This window comes from Ruegeria sp. AD2(2025), from assembly GCF_056542385.1.
The window spans coordinates 61891-85537 of record NZ_JBQFZS010000002.1 but is presented as its reverse complement, the minus strand read 5'-3'; the positions used below and the strand labels follow the sequence as shown (position 1 = coordinate 85537).

Below are 23647 nucleotides of genomic sequence, written 5' to 3'. Positions count from 1 at the left end.
CCACTTTTAGGGGATTGCATTCCCCGGCGTTCCTCCGCACCTTGCGCCTGACACCGCAAGAGGACACCCGATGCCCACAGGATACTGGGTCGCTCCGGCCGATCTGGCCGACACCAAGACCGACACGCCCCACAGCGCCACCAAGGCGCTGCGCGATCCGGTCTCGACCGGCGATCTTGTGATCAATCGGGGTCACGAGGGCCAGCGCCGCTTGGCGCGCCTCGATTTAGGGAATATCCTGACCGTATGTTAAAGAAATTCCTTCAGGCCTTCCGCCCGCCGGAACATGACAAACTGCCCGACCCCGATGCCGAACTGGCGCTGGGGGCGCTGATGGTGCGCGTGGCGCAGGCGGACCGGGATTACAAGCTGGAAGAGATCAGCCTGATCGACCGCATCCTCGCCCGCCTCTATCAGCACAACGCGATCGAGGCCGCCAAGCTGCGCGCCACCTGCGAAAAGCTGCACGCCGCAGCGCCCGAGACCGACACGTTCGGCAAGCTGATCCGCGAAACCACCGACCTGCAGGAACGTCTGGCCGCGCTGGATGCCCTGTGGGAGGTCGTTCTGGCCGATGGCAACTCGGACGAGGGCGAGATCAAGATCGTCGAAGAGGCCCGCGCCGCTATGGGCCTCAGCTTCAACGACAGCAAGGCCGCGCGCGAACGCGTGCAAAGCCGGTTGGAAGCGACCTAACCAACAACTATATGGTTCAGAATGTTCAGTGATTTCCTGTCCCGGCTCACGCAGCCCCAGCCCGATCCGCTTGTCGAAGACGACGCCCGTCTGGCCCTGACCGCCCTTCTGGTGCGCATCGCGCGATCCGACAACGACTATGCCGACGCCGAAATGGCCCGGATCGACCGTATTTCGGCAGAACGCTATGGCCTCTCGCCGTTCGAGGCCGCCGCCCTGCGCGCCCGCGCCGAAGACCTCGAGGCCGAGGCCCCCGACACCGTCCGCTTCACCCGCGCCATCAAAGAGGCCGTCGCCTATGACGACCGCCTGGCGGTGGTGCAGGCCATGTGGTCGGTCGCTTTGGCAGACGGCCACCGCACCGGCGAAGAGGATTCGCTGCTGCGCCTTGTGGTCAGCCTGCTGGGCGTCAGCGACGTCGATTCGGCGCTGGCCCGGCAAAGGGCTGCGAAGGCCTGATCTCAACCGGGTTGATACATCTCTGGTGTGCGAGGGGCGACTATTGAGGCCAAATTGGCTTTATGGCCCGAGAGCACCCGCGATTAGATTGGCAAAGGTTCGCAGCTCGGCGGCACCCGGATTGGGCATTGGCTTGAAGGTGATCACCTCTTGCTCAATGTAGCGCCGCGAGGTGACATCGTACTTTTCTACAAGCGGTATCAGATGCGCATGCGCATGGGCGACATCACCACCCGAATATTGAAATGCTACTCGCTCCACGCCAAGAACCTTCTTTTGAGCGACCGCCAGTTTTTGCCCCAGCAACATGATTTCGCACGCAATATCTTCCGGGATATTCTCAAAATACTCGATATGAGCCGTCGGAATGATCTGAAGATGACCCGGTCGAATTGGACCAGTGTCCATAAACGCCAAGATGCGGTCGTTCCGAAACACCTCATGCGCGGGGACTTCTCCGGTAGCAATTCGGCAAAAAAGGCAGTGGTCATTCATATTCTTGAAGTCGCCCGAAGAAATTTGACACTACCAAGCAACGTAGAGTTTTCGGAATTGAATTGGAACGGCAGTTTCGCCCGCCCTGCTCACCTCAGGCGCTCCACCCAATCACCCCAACACGCGCAATTCACAACACACCCCAAACAGCAAACTGACGATATTGATCAAAGCCACTGGTCAATTTGGCGAAATCAATCCCCGAATTTGTCATTTGCGCATTGCATTGGCTCGTTTTTTCGGCCCTAGTACCGGACCAATAGCATTCACAATATCTGGACCGCCCGTGACAGAAACCGCACCCGTCATCGAGATCAAGAACCTGCACAAAAGCTTCGGAACTCTCGAGGTGCTCAAGGGGGTGGATATCACAGCCCATCGCGGCGACGTCGTCTCGCTGATCGGCTCGTCGGGGTCCGGAAAATCCACATTGCTGCGCTGCTGCAACCTGCTGGAAGACAGCCAGCAGGGCGAGATTCTGTTCAAGGGCGAACCGGTCAGCTGGGCCGGCAAGAATCACAGCCGCCGCCCCGCCGATCCCAAGCAGGTGCTGCGCATCCGCACCAACCTGTCGATGGTGTTCCAGCAGTTCAACCTGTGGGCCCATATGACCATCCTGCAAAACGTGATGGAGGCCCCCGTGACCGTGCTCGGCCGCGACCGGGCCGAGGTCGAGGACAGCGCGCGCAAGTATCTGGACAAGGTCGGCATCGGCGACAAATGCGACGTCTACCCGGCGCAGCTGTCGGGCGGTCAGCAGCAACGCGCCGCCATCGCGCGCGGGCTTTGCATGGAGCCCGAGGCGCTGCTGTTTGACGAACCCACCTCGGCGCTGGACCCCGAACTGGAGCAGGAAGTGATCCGCGTGATCAAGGATCTGGCCGCCGAAGGCCGGACCATGATCATCGTGACCCACGACATGAAAATGGCGGCCGATATCTCCAGCCACGTGGTGTTCCTGCATCAGGGCCGGATCGAGGAAGAGGGCACGCCCGAAGACATCTTCACCGCCCCCGAATCCGAACGGCTTCGGGGCTTTCTTTCCGCCACTCAGGCGGCATAACTTCAGGACAGAACCAACATATAAAGGGGAGTAACTCATGAAAAACCTGATTCTGACCACCGCAGCACTGGCCCTGACCGCCGGTGTGGCCATGGCCCAAACCGTGCGCATGGGCACCGAGGGCGCCTACCCTCCGTACAACTTCATCAACGACGCCGGCGAGATCGACGGGTTCGAGCGTGAAGTGGGCGACGAGCTGTGCAAACGCGCCAATCTGGACTGCGAATGGGTCAAGAACGACTGGGATTCGATCATTCCGAACCTCGTCTCGGGCAACTACGACACCATCATCGCGGGCATGTCGATCACCGACGAACGGGATGAGGTCATCGACTTCACCCAGAACTACTATCCGCCGACCGCATCGGCCTATGTTGCCGCCGCTGAAGGCGCGGACGTGAAGGGCGGCATTGTTGCCGCGCAGACCGCCACCATCCAGGCCGGTCACGTCGCTGAATCGGGCGCAACTCTGGTCGAGTTCGCAACCCCCGAGGAAACCATCGCCGCCGTGCGCAACGGCGAGGCGGATGCCGTTCTGGCCGACTATGACTTCCTGGTCCCGATCGTCGAGGAATCCGGCGGCGAGCTGGTCTTTGTCGGCGATCTGGTTCCGCTGGGCGGCGGCATCGGCATGGGCCTGCGCGAAAGCGACGGTGAGCTGCGCGGCAAGTTCGACGAAGCGATCACCTCGATGAAAGCAGACGGCTCGCTGAACGAGATGCTGGTCAAATGGTTCGGCGAAGGCATCGCGACCTACAACGCTGACGGCTCGGTTGTAACCAACTAAGCCCTCCGACCAACGGTCCGGCGCGTCAGCGCGCCGGACATGCCCGGACCTGAGACCGGGCCAGACGTTCGAAAGACGCCTAATGTTCTCGTATTGCGCTGATCCCGACACGCTGGGCACGTTCCGCTGGTTCTCGTGCTATCTGACCAATGGCGTCCACTGGTCGTTCTACCTGTCTTTCCTCAAAGTGTTGGGCTTGCTGGCCGTCACGGCCCCGGTCGCGCTGAGCTTCGGCTTTGCAGGGGCGATGGCGGCGCGGTCGCATTTCCCTCCGCTCAGCTGGTTGGGCAAGGCCTATATCGCCATCGTGCGCGGCGTTCCCGACATCGCGTTTTTCCTGTTCTTCGTGATCGCTCTGGATCAGGGGTTCGAATGGCTGCGCCACAAGGTCCTGTGCCCGGAATGGACCGACCCGATCCGGCAGGGCAACGATTTCATCGTCTGTCAGGCCGCCAAGCTGCCCTTGGGCACGGCCCCCGAATGGGTGCATGAAACCTATGGCTTCGCGCTGGCCGTGATCACCTTTTCCATCGTCTTCGGCGCCTTCGCCGCCAACGTCCTGTTCGGCGGCATGCGCGCCGTGCCCCACGCGCAGCTGGAAACCGCCGAGGCCTATGGCATGACCCGCCGCCAGACCTTCTGGCGCATCCTTGTGCCGCAGATGTGGGTCTATGCCCTGCCCGGCCTCAGCAACCTGTGGATGGTCCTGATCAAGGCCACGCCGCTGCTGTTCCTGCTGGGCATCGAAGACATCGTCTATTGGGCCCGCGAACTGGGCGGCACAAAAACCTCGAAATTTACGCAATACCCTCATGGCGACTGGCGCATGTGGTATTTCCTCGCTCTGCTGATCTTTTACCTCGGCATGACCCGCGTGTCCGAGCTTGGGCTTGAAAAACTGATGCGCCGCCTGTCCCACGGTCAGGCCACATCCGGCGGAGAGCTGCTGCGCAAGGAGACCACCGCATGAGCTGCCTCCAGACCATTCAGGATTACGGCCTGCGGTCCATCGGCTATGGCGAGCGTCTGTTGCCCAAGACCGATTTCACCTTGTGCGAGCATTTCACCCTGATCGGCTCGGGCATGATCTGGAACGTCTATTTCGGCCTCATGGCGCTGGTGACAGGGTTCTTCATGGCCACGGCGCTGGCGGTCGGCAAAGCCTCACCCAACAAATGGCTGCGCAAACCGTCCGAATGGTTCATCTTCCTGTTCCGCGGCTCGCCCCTGTTCATCCAGTTCTTCTTTGCCTACTTCCTGTTCCTGTCGCTGAAGAAGACCTATCCGATGTTCGACGCGCTGACCTCGGCCTGGCTGGGCGCGCTGATCGTGCTGTTCCTCAACACCGCCGCCTATTCGGGCGAGATCTTCTATGGCGCCCTGCGCTCGATCCCCAAGGGCGATATCGAGGCGGCGGATGCCTATGGCATGACCGGCTGGGCGCGGTTTCGCCGCATCGTCTGGCCCACCATGCTGCGGTTGGCCTGGCCCGCCTACACGAACGAGGCGATCTTTCTGTTCCAGGCCACCACGCTGGTCTTTTTCTCGGCCTTCCCGGCATGGCAGCAGCGCGGCGATGCGCTGTATTACGCCAGCTATTTCGCCGACAAGACGTTCAACCCCTTCGTCCCCTACCCGATTCTGGCCTTCTATTTCATCCTGCTGACGCTGGCGATCGTGTGGTGTTTTGGCCGGATCAACAAACGCCTCAACCGCCACCTGCCCGCCGCGCGCAGGTCAAGGCTGCGTTTCCGTCTGAATCTGGCGCGCTAAACCCAGGTCACGGGGTTCAGTCGGAACAGCTTCGACAGTTGCTCGTAAACCTCGGGCACCTCGCGTTGCAGCGCGCGGGGTCGCTCAAAGAACACCTCGACCGAGACCGCAAAGAACTCTTCATGCCCGGTCGCGCCATAGGGGTCGATCACCGTCGGCTGCCCCCGCTCGACCGCCTGCACATGGGCGTCATAGGCGGTCAGAAAGGCGCGCTCCCACTCGGCAAAGCTCTGGCCTTCGCTCAGGATCGGCACGCCATTTGTGCCGCCTGACAGATCGTCGATCTGATGCGCAAACTCGTGCAGCACCACATTCTGCCCGTCCCGATCATCCAGCGCGCCCCGCTGGCTGTGCGCCCATGACAGGATGACCGGCCCCCGGTCCCAGCTTTCGCCGGTGCGCACGATCTCTTTTTCCGTGACGACAAAGCCCGAGTGCCGCTGCTGCTTCGATTTGAACGCGTTGGGATAGATCAGAACCGTGGTCAGATTGTCGTACCAAAGGTCGCTGTTGATCACCAACAGACAGGCCTGCGCGGCAATCGACAGCTCCATCTCTTCGCTCACCTCCAACCCGTCGCAGCCGTAAAAGCTCACCTGATCCAGAAACAGGTTCACCTTGCCGTCCAGCCGGGCGCGCAGGTCCGGCGGCAGCCGCCGGATGATCGGCACCTGACGGTCGATGACGGCGCGCTGATGGTCACTCAGCGGTGTCGCCAGCAGCGCGGCGCGGGCCTGCCGCCCCGACCAGAGGTGATAGGCCAGAGCGCCCGCGACGAGTAAGACAATGGTGAGAAAGATCAACATGGTCAGACCCTACACGGATCGCGCGGGCGGACACAATCGGCCCCGGATCGGGGTGGTACAAACCGGACAAACCGCAGTTTGAGGCGCGTACAAACCCGTATTCCTCGCTTGGGTTATCGCAGCCCAATACGACAGTTCGGTGAAATTTTGCCAAGACCAAAAACAGGTCTTGGTCTGAGCGATTTTTGAATTTATATTTACCAAAGGTAAAATTCGGGAATTTCAAATATGACGCTTGTCCCCAACGTCCATGACGCCGAACCCATCCCCGCCGCCGCGCGCGAGGCCATCGATGCGCTGATGCAATCCGGCGACCTGTTCCGCTATACCGCGCCGCAGGATGCACCGGTCGCTTTGCTTGAGGCCGAATTCGCTGCGCTGTTGGGCAGTAAATATGCTCTGGCCGTGTCGTCCTGTTCTGCCGCTTTGTTCCTGTCGCTAAAGGCGTTGGACCTACCGCGCGATGCGCGGGTGCTGATTCCGGGCTTTACCTTCGCCGCGGTACCATCGTCGATCGTTCATGCGGATTGCATTCCGGTGCTTTGCGAGGTCGGCGAGAATTACCGCATCGACATGGAAGATTTCGCCGCCAAACTGGACGGCGTGCAGGCGGTGATCATCAGCCATATGCGTGGACATACCTCGGATATGGACGCGATCATGGCGCTGTGTGACGCACGCGACATCCCAGTGATCGAGGACGCCGCCCATTCGCTGGGGACCACCTGGCACGGGCGCAAGATCGGCACCATCGGCAAGATCGGCTGTTTCTCGTTCCAGTCCTACAAGATGATCAACGCCGGTGAAGGTGGCATTCTGATCACCGACGACGCCGATCTGGTCGCCCGCGCGGTGATCATGTCCGGCGCGTATGAACATAACTGGAAGAAACACGCGGACGCGCCCGAGCTGGCGCAGGCTTTTGCCCGCTGGCAGAACCAGTTGCCGCTCTATAACCTGCGCATGAGCAACCTCAGCGCCGCGGTGATCCGGCCTCAGATCCCTGAACTGGCGCGCCGGGTGCGTGATGGGCTGGCGAACCATGACTACGTCGCAAATCGTTTGAATACATCACCTTACATCGACGTACCCGCGCCGCTGACGCCCGAGCGCCGCGCGCCGGATTCGATCCAGTTCAATCTGGTCGACCTCAGCGATGATGAGATCAAGGCCTTCTCGGCCGCCGCCGAGGCGCGCGGCGTCAAGGTGCAGATCTTCGGCCTGAGCCAAGACAACGCGCGCGCCTTCTGGAACTGGCAATTCCTGCCCGAACAGGTCGACCTGCCGCAAACCCGCGCCATGCTGATGAGCGCCTGCGACGTGCGCCTGCCCGTGCGGCTGACGCGCGAGGAACTGGACGTGATCGCGGATATCCTGCTGGCCTCGGTCGGTGAGGTGGTGGGCCCGATGCCGGTCTACGGCACCTGATTTCCCGATAAATCAAACAGTTGAACTGACAAGAACAACGCGTCGATCCCCTGCGGGGTCGGCGCGATGCGCGACAATATCCCCGCCACCGCTGGCCCCTGATCCGTCTCGATCAACAGCGGCGCACCGGAATCCCCCATCATGACAGGGCAGATCGCACGCAAAAGATCTGCCCCAAGCGCGTCGGATGTGCAGGTCCCGGTGCGGCTTAGGACATGCGGGCGCAGGCCGGGGTAGCCTGCAACATACCCTTCGTCTGACGCCTCCCCGGCGATCGCCAGAAACCCGACCTCTGCGCCAACCGGGTCGGCAAGCTCCAACACGGCCCAATCCAGATCAGCAGTATTGTCAAAGGCACCGTTCACACCCTGCGCCGGGTCCAGCCGGTAGGCATTGACGGTCGAAACCGCAACGGCCTGCCCGCGCTGATACCCTGCCGCGAAGCGAATGCTCGAAGGCGGTATCCAGCGTTTGCGGCCAGAATTATAAAGGCAATGCGCCGCAGTCAAAACCAGACGGTCTGATACCAACACCCCGGTGCAATGGGACCGCTGACTGCGACTGGCGAAATTGACCCGCCCGATGACGCGCCAAGGCACCGCCGCAGCGTCCAGAATCTCTCGGCTGCGAATATCCTCACACCCCGCCGAAGCATCTTGCCCCAACGTGCACACCGGTGCCCACACCTCCGAAAACTGCCCCTGCGCCAGCGCGACCTGCACCCAAAGCAGCGCAGCAATCGCGGCCAGCCAGCGCATCAAAGCGATCAGCTGAGTTTGGACAGCTTCTGCTGCAGCTCGGCCAGTTGCTTCTTGATATCGTCCAGATCTTCTTTCGGCTCGGACGCCTCGCCTTCGGCGTCCGGACCAGACCAGTTGCCTGACAAACCGCCGGTCATGGCTTTCAGAAAGGCTTGTTGCTGCGCTTGCATCGCCTCGAACCCCGGCATCTGCGACATCGGGTTCATCGCGTTCATGTTCTCCATCATCTTCGACTGGCTCTCGCGCAGCATCTCGAACGAGCTTTGCAGGAATTGCGGCATCATGCCACCGCCGGGCACCATGTAGCTGCGCACCAGATCATTCAGCACATTCACCGGCAGCACGTTTTCGCCCCGGCTTTCATGTTCGGCAATGATTTGAAGCAGATACTGGCGGGTCAGATCGTCCCCGGTTTTCAGATCGATGATCTGCACCTCGCGCCCATCGCGGATGAAGCCCGCGATATCTTCAAGCGTGACATAGTCGCTGGTCTCGGTGTTATACAGCCGACGGCTGGCATAGCGCTTGATCAACAACGGCTTTTCTTGGTCTGACACCGTTTACCCTCCCCAAGGATGATGCGTTGCAGCAGAGGTTATGCGACTGCAGAACAAAAAGAAAGGGCAGGTCAAGCGACCTGCCCGCAGCGATTGCACCATTTGGGAGGAATGGGTGCCCTTCGCAGTTCTTATTTTACTTTGCAGCTGCAGCTTTCTTGGCAGCGGCAGTCACCTCGTTGGTGGCTTTTTTGACAGCTGCGGTTGCGTCTTCTGCAGCGTTTTTGCCAGCAGCCATCAGCAGCTCAACGGTTTCGGTCTGAACTTTTTTCGCGATTTCAGCGAAAGCCGCCATGTTTTCGGCAGCAACTTCAGCCGACGCGCTTGCGAAGTCGGTTGCGGCTTTGGCGTAGTCAGCAGGCTCTGCTTTTGCTTTCGACATCTCGGTCAGCTTGGCCAGGGTTTCCTTGGTCCATTTGTTCGAGATTTCAGCCGACTTCTCAGCTGCGTCCAGGGCAACGCCCGACAGCTTTTCGTTCAGCGAAGCGGTCGATTTGAACGCATCTTCCAGAGCGGTCGTGTCAACCGGGAATGCACCCATCATGTCTTTCAGGGTCGCGGTAAAGTCTTGGGTCTTTGCCATTGTCCTAATCCTCTTAGCCAGTCCGGGCCCACCCCGGTTTTCATCAGCTTGAGGACAATATGATTGCTGCGCCGCAGCATTGCAAGTTTTTTCTTGCTGCGACGCAGAAAAAACTGGGTTTCAAAATGATATCAGCGGTTTGCCTTGACCAGAACATAGGTCCCCGGCGCGGGGCACAGACGTGGGTGATCCGAATCGCCGGTATCGCGGGCCGGAACCTGCTTGCCGGACCGCTTCTTCAGCCAGGCCTCCCACATCGGCCACCACGAGCCTTCGTGGAAGTCGGCCTCTTTCAGCCAGGTGTCGGCATCAGCCTTCATATCGGGGTTGGTATAGTGGCCGTATTTCTTCTTGCTGGGCGGGTTCACGATGCCAGCGATGTGGCCCGATTCCGACACCACAAAGGTCTTGGATTTCGACCCCATCTGCTGCACGCCGCGATAGCAATCTTTCCACGCCGCGATATGGTCGGTCTCGCAGGTGATCGCCATCAGGGGCACGTCGACATCCTTGATATGCAGCTTGTGCCCCATCAGCTCGAACCCGTCGGTGACGAAATCATTGCTCTGACACAGGCCACGCAGATACTGGACCGCCATTCGTCCCGGCAGGTTTGCCCCGTCCCCGTTCCAGAACAGCAGATCGAAGGCAGGAGGCGTTTCGCCCATCATGTAGTTGCGGATCGCCGGCGTATAGATCAGGTCTCGCGACCGCAGGAAGGACATGGTCCGCCCGATGATCCACGCCTTCAGCACACCGTCTTTCGAAACCTGATCCTCGATCCCGTCGACGAAATCGTTCTGCAGGAAGGGCGTGAATTCGCCCTGCTCTCCGAAATCGGTCAGCGTGGTGAAGAAGGTCGCAGACTTCACCGACTTGTCGCCGCGTTGTTTCATCAGCGACAGGGTCAGGTTCAGTGTCGTGCCCGCGATGCAATAGCCCACCGCGTTGACCTGTTTGACCTTGCAGATCTTCTTGGCCTCTTCAATGGCGGTCAGGAACCCGTCCTGAATATAGTCCTCCATCCCGATATCGGCATGAGAGCTGTCGGCATTGACCCAGCTGACCACAAACAGGGTATAGCCCTGTTCGGTCACCCATTTGATCAGGCTGTTCTGCGCCTTCAGGTCAAGGATATAGAACTTGTTGATCCACGGCGGGAACAGCACGATCGGTGTTTCGTGCACCGTCTCGGTGACCGGCTTGTACTGGATCAGCTCCATCATCCGGTTGCGATAGACCACATCGCCGGGGGTGGTGGCGATGTTGCCGCCAATCTCGAACGCGCTTTCGTCGGCCAGCCTGACAACCATCTCGCCATCGTTGGCCTCAAGGTCCGACACCAGGTTCTCCAGCCCCTGTATCAAGGACTGCCCTTCGGTCTCGATGGCCTTTTCCAGCGCATCGGGGTTGGTGGCCAGGAAATTCGTGGGTGCCATCATGTCGATGATCTGCTGCGAGAAATACTGAAGGCGCTGTTTGTCCTTGGTATCCAGATCCTCGACCGAGGCAACGGCTTGCGAGATGGCCTCGGCATTGGTCTGATACTGCTGGCGGATCAGGCGGAAATAGGGGTTGGTGTCCCACATCGGGTTGGAGAACCGTCTGTCCTTGGACTTAGTCTGAGGTGCGTCGTCTTCACTTGCGGTCAGCGCCTGTTGCGCTTCGGCAAAGTTCAGAACGGACTTGCCCCAATACTCGATCTGATGCTCAAGCAGCTTGGTCGGATTCTGCATCGCCTCGGCCCAATAGGCCGTTGCTGCTTTTGCAAAAAGCTCTTGATTCGGGCCATCCAGCGCGGGGGTATGCGGCGTCTTGCCCGCCATGACTTCGACAAGGCGCTTGGACAATTCTTCAACTTTGCCCATATTTTCCCTAAGCCGTTCAATATGTTCGTCGGTCAACTTGGGTGTCTGGCCGTCAGTAGTTGTCATTTTAACAATTCCCACCTAATCTCGCTGCTGTGCAGAATAACGTCGTGGGCGTCGGGCGGCAAAGCGACGAATGGTCCGAACTCTCAGGCTGATACGCAGGAGGCACATTCGATGCGCTACATGATGACCTACGACCTGATGGAAACCATGCGTAACACCAACCAATGGCTTGGTGCAACTGCAAGCGCGATGGCCTCTTACCCGCTGTTTTCCATGACGCCGAACCCCGCATTCAACTGGATGGCCGCCTGGGGTGAGGTGACCGAGCGCACGTTCCAACGCATGATCGTCAAGCCTGACTGGGGTATCCGCACCTTTACATGCGAAGACGGTAAGGACCATCTGGTCGACATCACAACCGTTCTGGAGCGCCCCTTTGGCGACCTGATCCATTTCCGCGTCAACGGGCGCGAGGAACAGCCGCGCAAGGTTCTGCTGGTCGCGCCGATGTCGGGCCACTACGCGACCCTGCTGCGCTCCACCGTCAAAAGCCTGCTGGTCAATTGCGAAGTTTACATCACCGATTGGCATAACGCGCGCGACATCCCCGTGTCCGAAGGCAAGTTCGATGTCGAGGATTACACCCTCTACCTTGTCGATTTTATGAAAGAGCTCGGGCCCGATACGCATGTCGTCGCCGTCTGCCAACCCGCGCCGCTGACGCTTGCCGCAACCGCCTATCTGGCCGAGGTCGAGCCCAAGGCCCAGCCCAGCACCCTGACCCTGATCGGCGGCCCTGTCGATCCCGACGCTACCCCGACCGAGGTCACCGATTTTGGCCGCCGCGTGACCATGGGCCAGTTGGAAGAAACCATGATCCAGCGCGTGGGCTTCAAATACAAAGGCGTGGGCCGCATGGTCTATCCCGGCCTACTGCAACTGGCCTCGTTCATGTCGATGAATTCGGAGCGGCACAGCAAGGCCTTCTCGGACCAGATCCAGCGTGTGATCCGGGACGAGGCGTCGGACCACGATGCCCATAACCGGTTCTACGATGAATATCTGGCCGTGATGGACATGACGGCTGAATTCTACCTGTCGACGGTCGAACGGGTCTTCAAAAACCGCGAGATTGCGCGCAACGAATTTGTCGTTGCCGGGCACAAGGTCGATATCGGCAAGATCACAGATGTGGCGGTCAAATCGGTCGAAGGGTCAAACGACGATATCTCGGCCCCCGGTCAGTGCATCGCGGCGCTGGATCTGTGCACCGGCCTGCCGGACAGCAAAAAGGCCAGCCATGTGGAACCCGGCGCGGGCCACTATGGCATCTTCGCAGGCCGCAGCTGGCGCGACAACATCCGCCCGCTTGTGATTGATTTCATGAACGAAAACAGCCGCAAGAAACCCCACCGCCGCGCCGCCAACAGCAACAAGGTGGCATGAGCGGGGCTGGCACCCTAGCCTTTTCCTGCACCTGCGGCGCGCTGCGGGGGCACATAACGCCCCGAGGAGTTAAGCTTGGCACCCATGTCGGGTGCTACTGCCACGATTGCCGCGCCGCGCAACTGTATTTCAAACAGCCCGACCCGGCCCCCGGCCCGGTCGATATCCTGCAGACCACACCCGAAGACATCCGCATCGAACAGGGGGCCGAACATCTGGCTGCCATGCAACTCAGCCCAAAGGGGATGTTGCGCTGGTATGCAGATTGCTGCGGCGCACCGCTGGCGACCACGCCGCATAGCTCCAAGTTCCCGTTTGCCGGGTTCATCGTCAAACGCATTCCCGATCCCTCGGCGCTGGGTCCGATCACTACACGCGGTTTTGCGCCCCGACCGGACGGCAAGCAGAAACATGAAAAGCTGCGCTATGCGGCCATCGGATTGATCCGGCGGACGCTTGGCTCACGCTTATCCGGCCGTTGGAAAACCTCTCAGTTCTTCTCGGCCCAGACCGCCGCACCGGTCGTCACACCAACCGTTCTGACCAAAGAACAACGCCGCGCGCTGTACGACTAGAACAATCGCAGCGGCACCTGCAGCCATTGCTGCATCGCAGCATTAACCGCGCCCGGTGCTTCGAGCGTCGGCAGATGACCCGCATCATCCAACTCCTGCAACTCGGCCTTGGGGATCAGGTCCGCCATGAACCGATGCTTTCTGACCGGGGTCAGCGTGTCATGCACCCCGCACAGAACCAGCACCGGCACCTTGATCAGCCGCAGCGCCGCCTGCTGATCCGGTCGGCGTTGCAGCGCGCGCATCTGGCGGATGAACAGATCGGGGCCCAGTTCACTCGCCATCTGAATAACGTCCTGCAAGATCGGAATACGCTGCGCCCCGGGGGCCAGCATGTCCGACCCGATGGCCTTGTGCATCACCTCTTCCAGCCGCCCCGCCTGCGCGCCGATGATCAGTTCCTCCCGCCCCGCCGCGATCTGAGGCGTGTCAGCCTGCGCATCCGTGGCCATCAGGCATAACCGCGTCACCCGGTCGGGCGCGCGCCGGATCAGCTCCAGCGCAACCATGCCGCCCATCCCCTGCCCCGCCAGCGCAAATCGCTGCGGCAACTGATCCAGCAGGCCCGAGGCGATCTCTTCCATCCGCTCCCCGCCCGAGATCGGCGCAACCATCACCGCCCGCTCCTGAGACAGCCGTTCGATCTGCGGGCGAAACAGCCTTGCATCACTCATCAATCCGGGCAGCAGAACCAGCGGCTCGATCAAGCGGGGCCTCCCTCGTTCGACGGTTCAGACGGTCTTGTTTTGCCTCAGGATGAGAGTTTTGCCCGCGCGCGGCAAGCGCAATTTTCACGGATAGCGGATACCGCGAAAGGCCGGGAAATCAGCATATCGCGCCTGCCGTTGCGCCAGTGTTTCGCCCGGCTCATCCCCTGCGCGCAACAAACAACCGCGCGGCGCGATATAGCTGTCGATCCGCCGTTGCGGTTTGGGCCGCCAGACCAGATTGAACGCACACAGCTTGGGGAAAAACCAGATCTCGGAATAGTCCAGATGGTCATGCATCCACCACGCCAGATCGCGCCAATCCCGGCCCGCCGCATAACGATCCGCAAACCACGGTATCACCACCGAGGCCCCCGCAACCCGCGCCTCGCCCTGCCCCCAGTCCCAGATATGGCACTCCAGCGGGTTGTCATTGCGGGCACAGTTCAGCCGGTTTTCATTGCCGTACCGGTTCAACGACGGCGAGCGGTACCCCGACCGCACCGCAACCCGGCCAAAGGTTTCCTCCAGCGGGTCCATCAGCGTTTCGCAGAAGGCCCGCCCGGTCTCGATCGCAAGGTCGGGATTCTCGGGGATATTCTGTTTCTGGTGAAAATTCCCAATCTCGGAATACAGGAAATCGCGCATGAAGAAATGCTTCGACAGACGCACCCGGCCCAGCGTCTCAAGGCTCCACATACTGCCGGGTTTGCGCATCACTCGATCCCCTGTGCCGCCAACCAGTCAAGTATCCCCGACACCGCCGCGTCCGTCTGCCCCGGCGACATCAGCCGCCCCGCAACCACATGCGAGGCCGGATCATCCCCCGGCCCCATCGTCACCAGATGAACCGTCGCAGGACCACCCCACGCCGCTGCAACCCTATGCGTGCGATCCGGGCGAACCACCTGATCATCATCCGAAAACCAGAACAGCGCCGGCACCTGCGCGCCCGAGAAATCCAGCGCATAAACCGCATCCACCAGCACCGACATGGGCACCACCGCCTCCCACGGATAGACCACCGTCCAGTACCTGTTCTTCTCGGGGTCAGGCCCCGAAACGTCCCGCTCATCCCCCATCAACAGGGGCAACCACCTGCGCGCCCAGGGCAGAGACGGAACCCAAGCCGCCGCCATATTGACCCCGAAATTCGGCGAGACAAACACCATCGCCGCCACATCTTCGCTCAATTCGGCATCCAACGCCGCCGCAGCAGCCAAGGTGCCCCCGGTCGAGGTCGAGATCACGACCACCCGATCCCCCACCGCCCGCGCCGCAGCCAGCCCTTCGGCCATGTCCTGCATCCACCCCGATGCGGTCGCATCCGCCATCGCGGCCCCGTCGCGGCCATGCCCCTGCAACCGCGCATAGACCAGATTGGCCCCCAAGGCATCGGCAACCCTGTCCGGCACCGGCCTGATCTCCTCGGACGAGGCCGAGAACCCATGAGCATACAGCACCGAATAAGCCGTGCGGCGTTCATAGAATCCGTCCTGCCACACAACGCGCTTTTCGACGCCCGGAACGATGTCGGCATAGGCGGATTCAACAGTCTCGAAATAAACCTGAACCCCTTCGCCAAACCTGCGCGGATCAAACCGCGGATGCAGATCGACCGGCTCGCGCGGGCCAAAGACATAGATCAGCCCGCAAACCAGCCCAAGGCCCAACAGCACCCGCCCAAGGACCCAGCCGAAACGCCGCATCAGGCCTCACCCATCACATCCAGAACGGCCTGTTCGATCAGCCCCAGACAGGGACCGTCCGAGAACCGATGATCCGCCTCCTTCACCAGCAACAGCCGCATATCCGGGCCGGTCGCGTGTTCGATCAACTGCACCGCCGTGCTGACCGAAACCGCCGTATCCGCCGTTCCCTGCAAGAACCGTACCGGAAACGGCAACTCCAGGGCTGACCGCAACACCAACCGCTGCCGCCCATCCTCGATCATCCGCTTGGTGATGACATAGGGCTCCATATAATCCGAAGGCAGCTCAACCTGCCCCTCAGCCTCCAAAGCCGCCTTCTGCTCGTCGGAAAACGAGGCCCAATACCCATCCTCGGTAAAATCAGGCGCCGCTGCGATGGTCACCATCCCTGCAACACGCTCGGGCACCACCCGCGCCAGCAACAGCGCCTGCCAACCACCCATGGACGACCCCACGACAACCAAAGGCCCCTCGGTCAACCGAGACACCGCCGCCAGCGTATCCTCATGCCAGTCCCCGATGCAGCCATCGGTGAACGCACCCGAACTTTCCCCATGCCCCGAATAATCGAACCGCAAAAACGCCTGCCCGCGCGCTTGCGCCCAGGCCTCAAGATGCACCGCCTTGGTGCCCTCCATATCCGACTTGAGCCCGCCCAGAAAAACCACGGTCGGCCCTGCGCCCTCACTCTTGTGATACGCCAACCGCCGCCCCTGCGCCGTCTCCAGAAATTCTGCCTCAGCCATGAAACCCTCGCTGCTAGTCCCCCACATCATGCACGTCACGACCCCAGCCGCAATTCCCCGATCCCCCTTCATCTGGCCATAAATATCCCGGGGAGCGCGAGGGGCAGCGCCCCTTGCTCCAACCCTTGACACACGCACCACCACCTGCCAAAGCAGCGCAACACACATAACCCGCAACCGGGCGTTCAGTGGGCGCCAAACCGACGAGGAGAGCCAATATGGCCCTGGATTCAAAATCCGTCTCACTCACCTTCCCCGATGGCAATGCACGATCCTATGACGCAGGCGTAACGCCCGCACAGGTGGCGGCTGACATCTCGACCTCGCTGGCCAAAAAGGCCATCTCGGCCACGGTCGATGGCAAACACTGGGACCTGCAATGGCCCATCAGCACCGACGCGCAAATCGCCATCCACACCATGAAGGACGAGGCGCAGGCCAATGAGCTGATCCGCCACGATCTGGCCCATATCATGGCGCGCGCCGTGCAGGAAATCTGGCCCGACACCAAGGTCACCATCGGCCCGGTGATCGAAAACGGCTGGTACTATGACTTCGACCGCGCCGAACCCTTCACCCCCGAAGACCTCGGCCTCATCGAGAAAAAGATGAAGGAAATCATCAACAAGCGCGACGCCGTGACAACGGAAGTCTGGGACCGTCAGCGCGCGATCGATTTCTACACCGCCAATGACGAGCCCTATAAGGTCGAACTGATCGAGGCCATCCCCGGGGATGAGCCGCTGCGCATGTACTGGCACGGCGACTGGCAGGACCTGTGCCGCGGCCCGCACCTGCAGCACACCGGTCAGCTGCCGGGTGATGCCTTCAAACTGATGTCCATCGCCGGCGCCTATTGGCGCGGCGATAGCTCGCGCCAGATGCTGCAACGCATCTACGGCGTGGCCTTCACCGGCAAGGAAAAGCTCAAAGCCCACCTGCACATGCTGGAAGAGGCCGCCAAACGCGACCACCGCAAGCTGGGCCGCGAGATGGACCTGTTCCACATGCAGGAAGAAGCCCCCGGTCAGGTATTCTGGCACCCCAACGGCTGGACCATCTACACCCAACTGCAGGACTACATGCGCCGCAAACAGCGCGCAGGCGGGTATAACGAGATCAACACCCCCCAGGTCGTGGACCGCAAATTGTGGGAGGCCTCGGGCCACTGGGAGAAGTACCAGCACCATATGTTCCTCGTCGAAGTGGACGAAAGCCGAGACGGCGAGAATGACGACGCCAGCTCGAAGAACCGCGATCAGACCCGGATCAACGCGCTGAAGCCGATGAACTGCCCCTGCCACGTGCAGGTGTTCAATCAGGGCCTCAAAAGCTATCGCGATCTGCCCCTGCGGCTGGCCGAGTTCGGATCATGCTCGCGGTTTGAACCGTCGGGTGCTCTGCACGGGATCATGCGCGTGCGCGGGTTCACGCAGGACGACGCTCATATCTTCTGCACCGAGGACCAAATCCAAGAGGAATGCGCGCGGTTCATCGACTTTCTGGCAAATGTCTATGACGAGCTCGGCTTCAAAGAGTTCGAGATCCGCTTTGCCACCCGTCCCGAAAAACGCGTGGGCACCGATGAAAGCTGGGATTATGTCGAAGGCGCGCTGGAAAACGCGATCAAGGCGGTGGGCCGGGACTATACGCTGGAACCCGGCGACGGCGCATTCTACGGCCCCAAGCTGGATTTCTACCTGACCGACGCCATCGGCCGGGTCTGGCAGTGCGGCACATTCCAGGTTGATCCCAACCTGCCCGAGCGGCTGGACGCGACCTATGTCGGCGCTGATGGCGACCGGCACCGTCCCTATATGCTGCACCGCGCCTGTCTGGGCTCGTTCGAACGGTTCATCGGCATCCTGATCGAAAACTGGGAAGGCAAGCTGCCCTTCTGGCTGGCCCCGCGTCAGGTCGTGGTTGCCTCGATCACCTCCGAGGCTGATGCCTATGTCGCCGAAGTGGTCGAGACCCTGAAAGCCGCCGGTGTCCGCGCCGAGGCCGATATCCGCAACGAGAAGATCAACTATAAGGTCCGCGAACATTCGGTCGGTAAAGTCCCCGTGATTCTGGCCGTCGGCCACCGCGAGGTCGAGGAACGCACCGTCAGCGTGCGCCGTCTGGGCGAAAAACAGACGCAGGTTCAACCGCTTGACTCTGTAACAATCGAACTTTCCCAAGCGGCAACCCCGCCCGATCTGCTGTAACATTCGGCATCATATCGCCGGAAATCCGGCCCCAAACACGGGGCCGGATTGAAACAATTTCACTTTTCCCCTTCAAAAACAGCTTGTTAACGCGCAAGATGGCATGACTATCTTTGACGCGCTTGTGAGACACGGGCTCGTGAATTCAAACCCGGCCCCCAAGCCACTAACTTGATCAGTGTCACAAGCAGACAAACGCAGTCAGCAAGAGGATTACTCGAGATGTCGAACACCGCAAAAACCCTGGTTATCGCAAGCGCCGTTGCAGCCGCCGTATCGGGCGCAGCCACAACCGCAACTGCCCAAGCGAAAGAGAAATGCTATGGCGTTTCGCTGGCCGGTCAGAACGACTGCGCCGCGGGCCCCGGCACCACTTGCGCGGGCACCTCGACCGTCGACTATCAGGGCAACGCATGGACCCTGGTCGACGCAGGCACCTGTGCCGATATCGAACTGCCCAAGACGGCAGACGGTTCGGACCGCAAAGGCTCGCTCGAGCCGCTGGATCGCGACCTGCCCGCATAAGGTTGTCCGAATGAATTACGAAGGGCGGGCAGGTTCGCCCGCCCTTTTGTCATGATCAGAGGATTTGCAGATGTTGGATGACGCACTCAGGTCGAACCGGTTGCCCGCCGCCCCCGGCGTCGGCTACAAACCGCAGCATTTCGCGCAGATCCTCGAGCAGGCCAAGCCTGTGGCATGGCTGGAAATCCATGCCGAAAACTACATGGGCGACGGCGGCCGCCCGCTGGCGCAGCTGCGCCATCTGTCCGAACAATTCCCCATTTCCGTCCACGGCGTCGGCCTGTCCATCGGCGGCGAAACCCCGCTGGACCCCGATCATCTGGCCCGGCTGAAACATCTGGTCGGCTGGCTGAACCCCGCCAGCTTCTCAGAGCATCTGGCGTGGTCCACCCATGACAGCCACTTCCTGAACGACCTGCTGCCCCTGCCCTATACCGACGCCACGCTGGCGCGGGTCTGCGATCATATTGATCAGGTACAGGAGGTTGTCGGGCGGCAGATGCTGCTGGAAAACCCCTCCAGCTATCTGGCCTTCGAGGAAAGCACTTGGTCCGAGCCCGATTTCCTGCGCGAAATCGCCCGCCGCACCGGCTGCGGGTTGCTTCTGGATGTGAACAACGTCTTTGTCTCGGCCACCAATCTGGATTTCTCGCCGCAGGGCTATATCGACGCCTATCCGCTGGATCAGGTCGGCGAAATTCATCTGGGCGGCCATGATGAGGATGAGGACGACCACGGTCACCCCCTGCTGATCGACAGCCACGGGTGCGAGGTGGTCGATCCGGTCTGGGCCCTGCTGGATTACGTTTTGGACAAATCCGGCCCCAAACCGCTGCTGATCGAATGGGACACCGACGTCCCCGACTGGCCCATCCTGCGGGCCGAGGCCGAACGCGCTCAACAAGCACTGGACCGCGTGCCCGCATGAGCGTGTCGCAGACCACCTTCCACAGCGCATTGCTGGATGCCGGCCAACCCATCCCCGACGGGTTGCTCGACGCCGAGGCCCAGCCCGCCGGGCGTCGGTTCAGCGTCTACCGCAACAACGTGGCCGTCTCGCTGACCGAAGCGATGCATCAGGCCTTTCCTGTGATCACCAAACTGCTGGGGGCGCAGAACATGGACGGTCTGGCAGGGATTTTCCTGCGCCAACACCCGCCCTCGTCCCCGTTGATGATGTTCTACGGCGAAGATTTCCCGGCCTTTCTGCAAGACATGCAGCAGCTCTCGCATCTGGGATACCTGCCCGATGTCGCCCGGCTGGAACTGGCGCTGCGCCGGTCCTATCACGCCGCCGACGCGCCGCCGATCGAGGCCGACGCGCTGGCCATCCCGCCCGAGGATCTGATGCAAGCCAAGCTGGCCCTTGCCCCGGCGATGCAGATCCTGCGGTCAGATTGGCCAGTCCACGCGATCTGGCGGTTCAACACCCAAGACGACGCCCCCAAGCCGCAGGCCGAGGCGCAGGATGTGCTGATCACCCGCCCCGAATACGATCCCGAACCCCATCTGCTGCCTGCAGGCGGTGCGGCGTGGATCACGCGGATTCAGGACGGCCAAACCATTGGCGACGCATTCGAGGCAACCGTGGCGGAAACGCCCGAGTTTGACCTGGGAACCACTCTGGCACTGCTTTTACAAGGCGGTGCAATAACTTCTGTGACTATCGAAAGGCTGGAAACATGACTGCCCTGATCTCAATTCACAATAATGTTCTGGGGAAGCTGGACGTTGTTTCCGGCTGGCTGACACCCACTCTGGCCCGATTGGTCTTTGCCGCAACTCTGCTGATCTACTATTGGAACTCGGCCTCGACAAAACTCGGCAGCGGGTTTTTCGGCTTCCTGTTCCCCTCCGATGGCGCCTATGTGCAAATCTTCCCCAAAGCGATGGAAGCCGTCAGCTATGACAGCTCGCAACTGGGCTTCTTCCACTGGATCGTTGCTCTGGCTGGAACCTGGGCTGAATTCCTGCTGCCCGCGCTGGTGCTGGTAGGCCTGCTGTCGCGGCTGGCGGCCCTGGGCATGATCGGCTTTATCTGGGTGCAGACCATCGTGGACGTCGCCGGGCATGGCGCGCAACTGGGTGAGTTCTTCACCGCCGCACCCAATATTCTGGATCAGCGGACGATGTGGACCTTCCTGTTGCTGGTGATCGTGATCAACGGCGCGGGCCCGCTGTCGGTCGACCGGGCGCTGCGCCTGAAGTAAGCTAGAAATGCGCCTTGGGCTCGTCCGGTTTACCCGCGGCGAGCCCAAGCAAACCCGCCACGCCCGCGAATGCGATCGGGAACATGGTAAAGACGCCGAAGCCAAAGGCGTAATACATCCCCGCCGCCGAGATCATCAGCAAAACACCCCCGACCAGCGCGCGAGCATGGGCCATCGCGCCGCCGACAATCGCCAACAGTGGGGCCATGATCGAGGCCGTCTGGATCAGGCCGGGGTTGTCCACCTGCTCGGCGATGCCGTCGATCTCACCAAAGCGGTCGATGAACTCGACAAAGCCGTAGCCGAAAAATCCCACGATCATTCCGATCAGCCCGGCGATCACGCCGAGTATCATGGCTGCGTTGCGCATAAACAGGTCTCCGTATTGCCCCTGAATCACATAGGCAGTCGTTCAGGCAACACCAAGCCCTGCGCGGGTTTCCGGTGTCCAGCCCAGATACATCTGCCCGTCCGCCTCGATCAGCGGCCGCTTCATCAGCGTCGGGTGATCCGCCAGCAGCTCAAGCACCGGCCGATTGCGCGCGCCCTCGTCCAATCCACGCCAGGTTGTCGAGCGGGTGTTGAGCAAGGCTTTGCCGAAGGTTTCGAACGCCGCCGACATCACATCTTCGGGAACGCCCTGTGCCCGCACGTCGACAAATTCGGCATCGGGCAGAGATTTCAATGCTTTACGGCAGGTGTCGCAGGTCTTTAACCCAAATAGACGCATGGTTCGGCTGATCCTGTATTCGCTGCAATTTCGGGCAAACCGCGTGGCTCGCCCCGGTTATTCTTGATTTTTTACTTCACCGTGCAATGTTGAAAAAGACGAAACACGCAATCCGGGCTGTATCGTGTGGGCGAACAGTGATGTGTTGCGGTCTTGTCATGACGGCCCCCACCAATTTGTGGGACAACGTGTAAGTAGAAGGAGACACGGGAAATGCCAACCGGCACCGTGAAATGGTTTAATACAACCAAAGGCTATGGTTTTATTGCGCCCGATGAGGGTGGCAAAGATGTGTTTGTTCATATCTCGGCCGTAGAACGATCCGGCCTGACCGGACTCGCTGACAATCAGAAAGTCTCGTACGAGTTGGAAGACGGACGTGATGGCCGCCAGATGGCGTCTGATTTAAAGCCGCTTTGAAGTAAACCCGCCGCGACGGGAAGGTCAAATAAGGTTAGCGGCCAATTTCCGGCCGTTAACCGTTACATCACCCAAACAAACGCGCCCGCTTTGGGACGCGGCTCTTTGTTGTTTTGCCAGCTTCAGCTCTCCCGGATGACCGCCTCGAACTCGCGCCACTCGCGCGCTGTCATGCCCGAGTTCTCTTGCGTAACCGCCTCGCCCGCGATCATGCGGCGCAGGCAGGTGACCATCTGGGCCGACAGGTTGACCGCGCCAAGGCGATAGTCCTCGAACGCGCGGAATGCAAACGGCACCCAGTCGGCGACGATCTTGCACATGGTCTCGGCATAGACCCGGATTTCATACTGCGCATGCGGATCGGCGCGCAGACGCAGGAAGTGGAACAGATTGTGCAGGTCCACCTTCCAATACCATTGGGTGTAGATATTTGCCGGCAGGTTCATCCGCGCCAGTTCACGCGCCAGCCCCTGCTGACCATCCTGCCCGATCATCGCCTCGTAGTTGTCATAGCACCGGGCGCTGTCCGCCTTGAGGATTTCCAGAACCCGTGCAGCCTCTTCCCCCTGCAGCGTGTCGCCCCGGCCCTGATTGTTGACCTCGGACTGCGCGGCGACGTGTTCGGGCGCCGGGATATAGAATTCACGATCCAGAATCGAATACCGCGCCGAGTATTCGTTCACATTTGCCGTCCGGTGCCGGATCCACTGACGGGCCACGAAAACCGGCAGTTTGACATGCAGCTTGATCTCGCACATCTCGAACGGGGTCGAGTGCCAGTGCCGCATCAGATACCGGATCAACCCCTCGTCATTCTGCACCGATTTGGTGCCCTTACCGTAAGACACGCGCGCCGCCTGACAGATCGCGGCATCGTCACCCATATAGTCGATGACACGGACAAACCCATGGTCCAGAACCTGATGCGCCGTGTACAGGTGGTCTTCCATACCTTCGGCGACGACACGGCGGGTCGGGCTCGATTGTGCGCGTTGAGCTTCGATCTCGGCCAGTTGGTCGGCAGACAGCGGCATGAAATTATCCTTTCCAGCAATGAGTCGCCCACTACTATATATCGGTCAGC

At 60.7% G+C, this 23647-nt stretch carries 29 protein-coding genes; 16 read left to right on the top strand and 13 right to left on the bottom strand.

The genetic code is table 11. The annotated features are described in order from the left end of the window. Nucleotides 1-70: 70 nt before the first annotated feature. The 3 genes from ACR1XV_RS05450 to ACR1XV_RS05440 are packed head-to-tail and all read left to right on the top strand — an operon-like array spanning nucleotide 71 to nucleotide 1155. Nucleotides 71-253, top strand: a complete 183-nt coding sequence (locus tag ACR1XV_RS05450) for a hypothetical protein (RefSeq protein ID WP_480529380.1) — start codon at nucleotides 71-73, stop codon at nucleotides 251-253. After that, nucleotides 247-696, top strand: coding sequence for a tellurite resistance TerB family protein (locus ACR1XV_RS05445; RefSeq protein ID WP_480529379.1), 450 nt, complete (start codon nucleotides 247-249; stop codon nucleotides 694-696). The genes ACR1XV_RS05450 and ACR1XV_RS05445 overlap by 7 nt, the downstream gene beginning before the upstream one ends. Nucleotides 697-717: 21 nt before the next feature. Next, nucleotides 718-1155 (top strand): tellurite resistance TerB family protein, encoded by a 438-nt coding sequence (locus ACR1XV_RS05440; protein WP_480529378.1) that lies wholly within the window; start codon nucleotides 718-720, stop codon nucleotides 1153-1155. Between the two features lie 60 nt (nucleotides 1156-1215). Here the strand turns inward: ACR1XV_RS05440 and ACR1XV_RS05435 are convergent, their stop codons facing one another. Next, a complete protein-coding gene (locus tag ACR1XV_RS05435; RefSeq protein ID WP_480529377.1) occupies nucleotides 1216-1650 on the bottom strand; it encodes an HIT family protein in 435 nt (144 codons plus the stop codon). 286 nt (nucleotides 1651-1936) lie between these two features. Here ACR1XV_RS05435 and ACR1XV_RS05430 point away from each other — a divergent pair, with 286 nt between their 5' ends. The 4 genes from ACR1XV_RS05430 to ACR1XV_RS05415 all read left to right on the top strand — a co-directional run bounded on the left by ACR1XV_RS05430 (nucleotide 1937) and on the right by ACR1XV_RS05415 (nucleotide 5273). Continuing rightward, nucleotides 1937-2713 (top strand): ABC transporter ATP-binding protein, encoded by a 777-nt coding sequence (locus ACR1XV_RS05430; protein ID WP_480529376.1) that lies wholly within the window; start codon nucleotides 1937-1939, stop codon nucleotides 2711-2713. A gap of 37 nt (nucleotides 2714-2750) precedes the next feature. Then, a complete protein-coding gene (locus tag ACR1XV_RS05425) occupies nucleotides 2751-3500 on the top strand; it encodes a transporter substrate-binding domain-containing protein (RefSeq protein ID WP_480529375.1) in 750 nt (249 codons plus the stop codon). A gap of 82 nt (nucleotides 3501-3582) precedes the next feature. Then, entirely contained in the window at nucleotides 3583-4470 is an 888-nt protein-coding gene (locus ACR1XV_RS05420) for an ABC transporter permease (RefSeq protein ID WP_480529374.1), read from the top strand. Beyond that, nucleotides 4467-5273: an ABC transporter permease gene (locus ACR1XV_RS05415; protein WP_480529373.1), complete on the top strand. Its 807-nt coding sequence runs from the start codon at nucleotides 4467-4469 to the stop codon at nucleotides 5271-5273. The genes ACR1XV_RS05420 and ACR1XV_RS05415 overlap by 4 nt, the downstream gene beginning before the upstream one ends. On the opposite strand, the gene ACR1XV_RS05410 is transcribed toward ACR1XV_RS05415, so the two are convergent. Further along, a complete protein-coding gene (locus tag ACR1XV_RS05410) occupies nucleotides 5270-6079 on the bottom strand; it encodes a M90 family metallopeptidase (RefSeq protein WP_480529372.1) in 810 nt (269 codons plus the stop codon). The genes ACR1XV_RS05415 and ACR1XV_RS05410 overlap by 4 nt on opposite strands. Nucleotides 6080-6307: 228 nt before the next feature. Here ACR1XV_RS05410 and ACR1XV_RS05405 point away from each other — a divergent pair, with 228 nt between their 5' ends. Next, nucleotides 6308-7507, top strand: a complete 1200-nt coding sequence (locus ACR1XV_RS05405) for a DegT/DnrJ/EryC1/StrS family aminotransferase (protein WP_480529371.1) — start codon at nucleotides 6308-6310, stop codon at nucleotides 7505-7507. Here the strand turns inward: ACR1XV_RS05405 and ACR1XV_RS05400 are convergent. The 4 genes from ACR1XV_RS05400 to ACR1XV_RS05385 form a co-directional block, all read right to left on the bottom strand. Further along, a complete protein-coding gene (locus ACR1XV_RS05400) occupies nucleotides 7495-8265 on the bottom strand; it encodes a trypsin-like serine peptidase (RefSeq protein ID WP_480529370.1) in 771 nt (256 codons plus the stop codon). The genes ACR1XV_RS05405 and ACR1XV_RS05400 overlap by 13 nt on opposite strands. Before the next feature lie 8 nt (nucleotides 8266-8273). After that, a complete protein-coding gene (phaR, locus tag ACR1XV_RS05395) occupies nucleotides 8274-8825 on the bottom strand; it encodes a polyhydroxyalkanoate synthesis repressor PhaR (RefSeq protein ID WP_480529369.1) in 552 nt (183 codons plus the stop codon). Between the two features lie 136 nt (nucleotides 8826-8961). Next, complete coding sequence (locus ACR1XV_RS05390) at nucleotides 8962-9408, bottom strand: phasin family protein (RefSeq protein ID WP_480529368.1); 447 nt, start codon at nucleotides 9406-9408, stop codon at nucleotides 8962-8964. Between the two features lie 131 nt (nucleotides 9409-9539). Further along, nucleotides 9540-11342, bottom strand: coding sequence for a PHA/PHB synthase family protein (locus ACR1XV_RS05385; protein ID WP_480529367.1), 1803 nt, complete (start codon nucleotides 11340-11342; stop codon nucleotides 9540-9542). Nucleotides 11343-11453: 111 nt separating this feature from the next. Between ACR1XV_RS05385 and phaZ the strand changes: the two genes are divergently transcribed. Beyond that, entirely contained in the window at nucleotides 11454-12728 is a 1275-nt protein-coding gene (gene phaZ, locus ACR1XV_RS05380; protein WP_480529366.1) for a polyhydroxyalkanoate depolymerase, read from the top strand. Continuing rightward, the gene (locus ACR1XV_RS05375; RefSeq protein WP_480529365.1) at nucleotides 12725-13303 is read left to right on the top strand and encodes a DUF6151 family protein; all 579 of its coding nucleotides are present in this window, start codon (nucleotides 12725-12727) and stop codon (nucleotides 13301-13303) included. Before phaZ ends, ACR1XV_RS05375 begins: the two co-directional genes overlap by 4 nt. On the opposite strand, the gene ACR1XV_RS05370 is transcribed toward ACR1XV_RS05375, so the two are convergent. The 4 genes from ACR1XV_RS05370 to ACR1XV_RS05355 form a co-directional block, all read right to left on the bottom strand. Continuing rightward, the gene (locus tag ACR1XV_RS05370) at nucleotides 13300-14010 is read right to left on the bottom strand and encodes an alpha/beta fold hydrolase (RefSeq protein ID WP_480529364.1); all 711 of its coding nucleotides are present in this window, start codon (nucleotides 14008-14010) and stop codon (nucleotides 13300-13302) included. The genes ACR1XV_RS05375 and ACR1XV_RS05370 overlap by 4 nt on opposite strands. 84 nt (nucleotides 14011-14094) lie before the next feature. Continuing rightward, complete coding sequence (locus ACR1XV_RS05365; protein ID WP_480529823.1) at nucleotides 14095-14709, bottom strand: hypothetical protein; 615 nt, start codon at nucleotides 14707-14709, stop codon at nucleotides 14095-14097. A 17-nt stretch (nucleotides 14710-14726) separates the two neighbouring features. After that, entirely contained in the window at nucleotides 14727-15719 is a 993-nt protein-coding gene (locus tag ACR1XV_RS05360; RefSeq protein ID WP_480529363.1) for an alpha/beta hydrolase, read from the bottom strand. Beyond that, nucleotides 15719-16468 (bottom strand): alpha/beta fold hydrolase, encoded by a 750-nt coding sequence (locus tag ACR1XV_RS05355; protein ID WP_480529362.1) that lies wholly within the window; start codon nucleotides 16466-16468, stop codon nucleotides 15719-15721. The genes ACR1XV_RS05360 and ACR1XV_RS05355 overlap by 1 nt, the downstream gene beginning before the upstream one ends. Before the next feature lie 218 nt (nucleotides 16469-16686). Here ACR1XV_RS05355 and thrS point away from each other — a divergent pair, with 218 nt between their 5' ends. From thrS to ACR1XV_RS05330, 5 genes are all read left to right on the top strand, one after another. Further along, a complete protein-coding gene (gene thrS / locus ACR1XV_RS05350) occupies nucleotides 16687-18678 on the top strand; it encodes a threonine--tRNA ligase (protein WP_480529361.1) in 1992 nt (663 codons plus the stop codon). 222 nt (nucleotides 18679-18900) lie between these two features. Further along, entirely contained in the window at nucleotides 18901-19203 is a 303-nt protein-coding gene (locus tag ACR1XV_RS05345; RefSeq protein WP_170683089.1) for a BufA1 family periplasmic bufferin-type metallophore, read from the top strand. 70 nt (nucleotides 19204-19273) lie between these two features. Beyond that, complete coding sequence (bufB, locus tag ACR1XV_RS05340) at nucleotides 19274-20131, top strand: MNIO family bufferin maturase (RefSeq protein WP_480529360.1); 858 nt, start codon at nucleotides 19274-19276, stop codon at nucleotides 20129-20131. Next, complete coding sequence (locus tag ACR1XV_RS05335) at nucleotides 20128-20889, top strand: HvfC/BufC N-terminal domain-containing protein (protein ID WP_480529359.1); 762 nt, start codon at nucleotides 20128-20130, stop codon at nucleotides 20887-20889. Before bufB ends, ACR1XV_RS05335 begins: the two co-directional genes overlap by 4 nt. Continuing rightward, complete coding sequence (locus ACR1XV_RS05330; protein ID WP_480529358.1) at nucleotides 20886-21413, top strand: DoxX family protein; 528 nt, start codon at nucleotides 20886-20888, stop codon at nucleotides 21411-21413. Before ACR1XV_RS05335 ends, ACR1XV_RS05330 begins: the two co-directional genes overlap by 4 nt. Nucleotide 21414: 1 nt before the next feature. Here ACR1XV_RS05330 and ACR1XV_RS05325 read toward each other — a convergent pair whose 3' ends face one another. Both ACR1XV_RS05325 and ACR1XV_RS05320 read right to left on the bottom strand, forming a co-directional pair. Continuing rightward, complete coding sequence (locus tag ACR1XV_RS05325; protein ID WP_480529357.1) at nucleotides 21415-21783, bottom strand: hypothetical protein; 369 nt, start codon at nucleotides 21781-21783, stop codon at nucleotides 21415-21417. A 42-nt stretch (nucleotides 21784-21825) separates the two neighbouring features. Beyond that, the gene (locus ACR1XV_RS05320) at nucleotides 21826-22143 is read right to left on the bottom strand and encodes an ArsC/Spx/MgsR family protein (RefSeq protein ID WP_480529356.1); all 318 of its coding nucleotides are present in this window, start codon (nucleotides 22141-22143) and stop codon (nucleotides 21826-21828) included. 213 nt (nucleotides 22144-22356) lie between these two features. Here ACR1XV_RS05320 and ACR1XV_RS05315 point away from each other — a divergent pair, with 213 nt between their 5' ends. Continuing rightward, complete coding sequence (locus tag ACR1XV_RS05315) at nucleotides 22357-22563, top strand: cold-shock protein (RefSeq protein WP_010439113.1); 207 nt, start codon at nucleotides 22357-22359, stop codon at nucleotides 22561-22563. A 122-nt stretch (nucleotides 22564-22685) separates the two neighbouring features. On the opposite strand, the gene thyX is transcribed toward ACR1XV_RS05315, so the two are convergent. Continuing rightward, the gene (gene thyX / locus ACR1XV_RS05310; protein WP_480529355.1) at nucleotides 22686-23597 is read right to left on the bottom strand and encodes an FAD-dependent thymidylate synthase; all 912 of its coding nucleotides are present in this window, start codon (nucleotides 23595-23597) and stop codon (nucleotides 22686-22688) included. Between the last annotated feature and the right edge of the window lie 50 nt (nucleotides 23598-23647).

What these genes read in the sequence shown, in the direction of transcription:
- ACR1XV_RS05450 (WP_480529380.1), top strand. Translation starts at nt 71, where the DNA reads ATGCCCACAGGATACTGGGTCGCTCCGGCCGATCTGGCCGACACCAAG.
- ACR1XV_RS05445 (WP_480529379.1), top strand. Translation starts at nt 247, where the DNA reads ATGTTAAAGAAATTCCTTCAGGCCTTCCGCCCGCCGGAACATGACAAA.
- ACR1XV_RS05440 (WP_480529378.1), top strand. Translation starts at nt 718, where the DNA reads ATGTTCAGTGATTTCCTGTCCCGGCTCACGCAGCCCCAGCCCGATCCG.
- ACR1XV_RS05435 (WP_480529377.1), bottom strand. Translation starts at nt 1,650, where the DNA reads ATGAATGACCACTGCCTTTTTTGCCGAATTGCTACCGGAGAAGTCCCC.
- ACR1XV_RS05425 (WP_480529375.1), top strand. Translation starts at nt 2,751, where the DNA reads ATGAAAAACCTGATTCTGACCACCGCAGCACTGGCCCTGACCGCCGGT.
- ACR1XV_RS05420 (WP_480529374.1), top strand. Translation starts at nt 3,583, where the DNA reads ATGTTCTCGTATTGCGCTGATCCCGACACGCTGGGCACGTTCCGCTGG.
- ACR1XV_RS05415 (WP_480529373.1), top strand. Translation starts at nt 4,467, where the DNA reads ATGAGCTGCCTCCAGACCATTCAGGATTACGGCCTGCGGTCCATCGGC.
- ACR1XV_RS05410 (WP_480529372.1), bottom strand. Translation starts at nt 6,079, where the DNA reads ATGTTGATCTTTCTCACCATTGTCTTACTCGTCGCGGGCGCTCTGGCC.
- ACR1XV_RS05405 (WP_480529371.1), top strand. Translation starts at nt 6,308, where the DNA reads ATGACGCTTGTCCCCAACGTCCATGACGCCGAACCCATCCCCGCCGCC.
- ACR1XV_RS05400 (WP_480529370.1), bottom strand. Translation starts at nt 8,265, where the DNA reads ATGCGCTGGCTGGCCGCGATTGCTGCGCTGCTTTGGGTGCAGGTCGCG.
- ACR1XV_RS05390 (WP_480529368.1), bottom strand. Translation starts at nt 9,408, where the DNA reads ATGGCAAAGACCCAAGACTTTACCGCGACCCTGAAAGACATGATGGGT.
- ACR1XV_RS05385 (WP_480529367.1), bottom strand. Translation starts at nt 11,342, where the DNA reads ATGACAACTACTGACGGCCAGACACCCAAGTTGACCGACGAACATATT.
- phaZ (WP_480529366.1), top strand. Translation starts at nt 11,454, where the DNA reads ATGCGCTACATGATGACCTACGACCTGATGGAAACCATGCGTAACACC.
- ACR1XV_RS05375 (WP_480529365.1), top strand. Translation starts at nt 12,725, where the DNA reads ATGAGCGGGGCTGGCACCCTAGCCTTTTCCTGCACCTGCGGCGCGCTG.
- ACR1XV_RS05365 (WP_480529823.1), bottom strand. Translation starts at nt 14,709, where the DNA reads ATGTGGAGCCTTGAGACGCTGGGCCGGGTGCGTCTGTCGAAGCATTTC.
- ACR1XV_RS05360 (WP_480529363.1), bottom strand. Translation starts at nt 15,719, where the DNA reads ATGCGGCGTTTCGGCTGGGTCCTTGGGCGGGTGCTGTTGGGCCTTGGG.
- ACR1XV_RS05355 (WP_480529362.1), bottom strand. Translation starts at nt 16,468, where the DNA reads ATGGCTGAGGCAGAATTTCTGGAGACGGCGCAGGGGCGGCGGTTGGCG.
- thrS (WP_480529361.1), top strand. Translation starts at nt 16,687, where the DNA reads ATGGCCCTGGATTCAAAATCCGTCTCACTCACCTTCCCCGATGGCAAT.
- ACR1XV_RS05345 (WP_170683089.1), top strand. Translation starts at nt 18,901, where the DNA reads ATGTCGAACACCGCAAAAACCCTGGTTATCGCAAGCGCCGTTGCAGCC.
- bufB (WP_480529360.1), top strand. Translation starts at nt 19,274, where the DNA reads ATGTTGGATGACGCACTCAGGTCGAACCGGTTGCCCGCCGCCCCCGGC.
- ACR1XV_RS05335 (WP_480529359.1), top strand. Translation starts at nt 20,128, where the DNA reads ATGAGCGTGTCGCAGACCACCTTCCACAGCGCATTGCTGGATGCCGGC.
- ACR1XV_RS05330 (WP_480529358.1), top strand. Translation starts at nt 20,886, where the DNA reads ATGACTGCCCTGATCTCAATTCACAATAATGTTCTGGGGAAGCTGGAC.
- ACR1XV_RS05325 (WP_480529357.1), bottom strand. Translation starts at nt 21,783, where the DNA reads ATGCGCAACGCAGCCATGATACTCGGCGTGATCGCCGGGCTGATCGGA.
- ACR1XV_RS05320 (WP_480529356.1), bottom strand. Translation starts at nt 22,143, where the DNA reads ATGCGTCTATTTGGGTTAAAGACCTGCGACACCTGCCGTAAAGCATTG.
- ACR1XV_RS05315 (WP_010439113.1), top strand. Translation starts at nt 22,357, where the DNA reads ATGCCAACCGGCACCGTGAAATGGTTTAATACAACCAAAGGCTATGGT.
- thyX (WP_480529355.1), bottom strand. Translation starts at nt 23,597, where the DNA reads ATGCCGCTGTCTGCCGACCAACTGGCCGAGATCGAAGCTCAACGCGCA.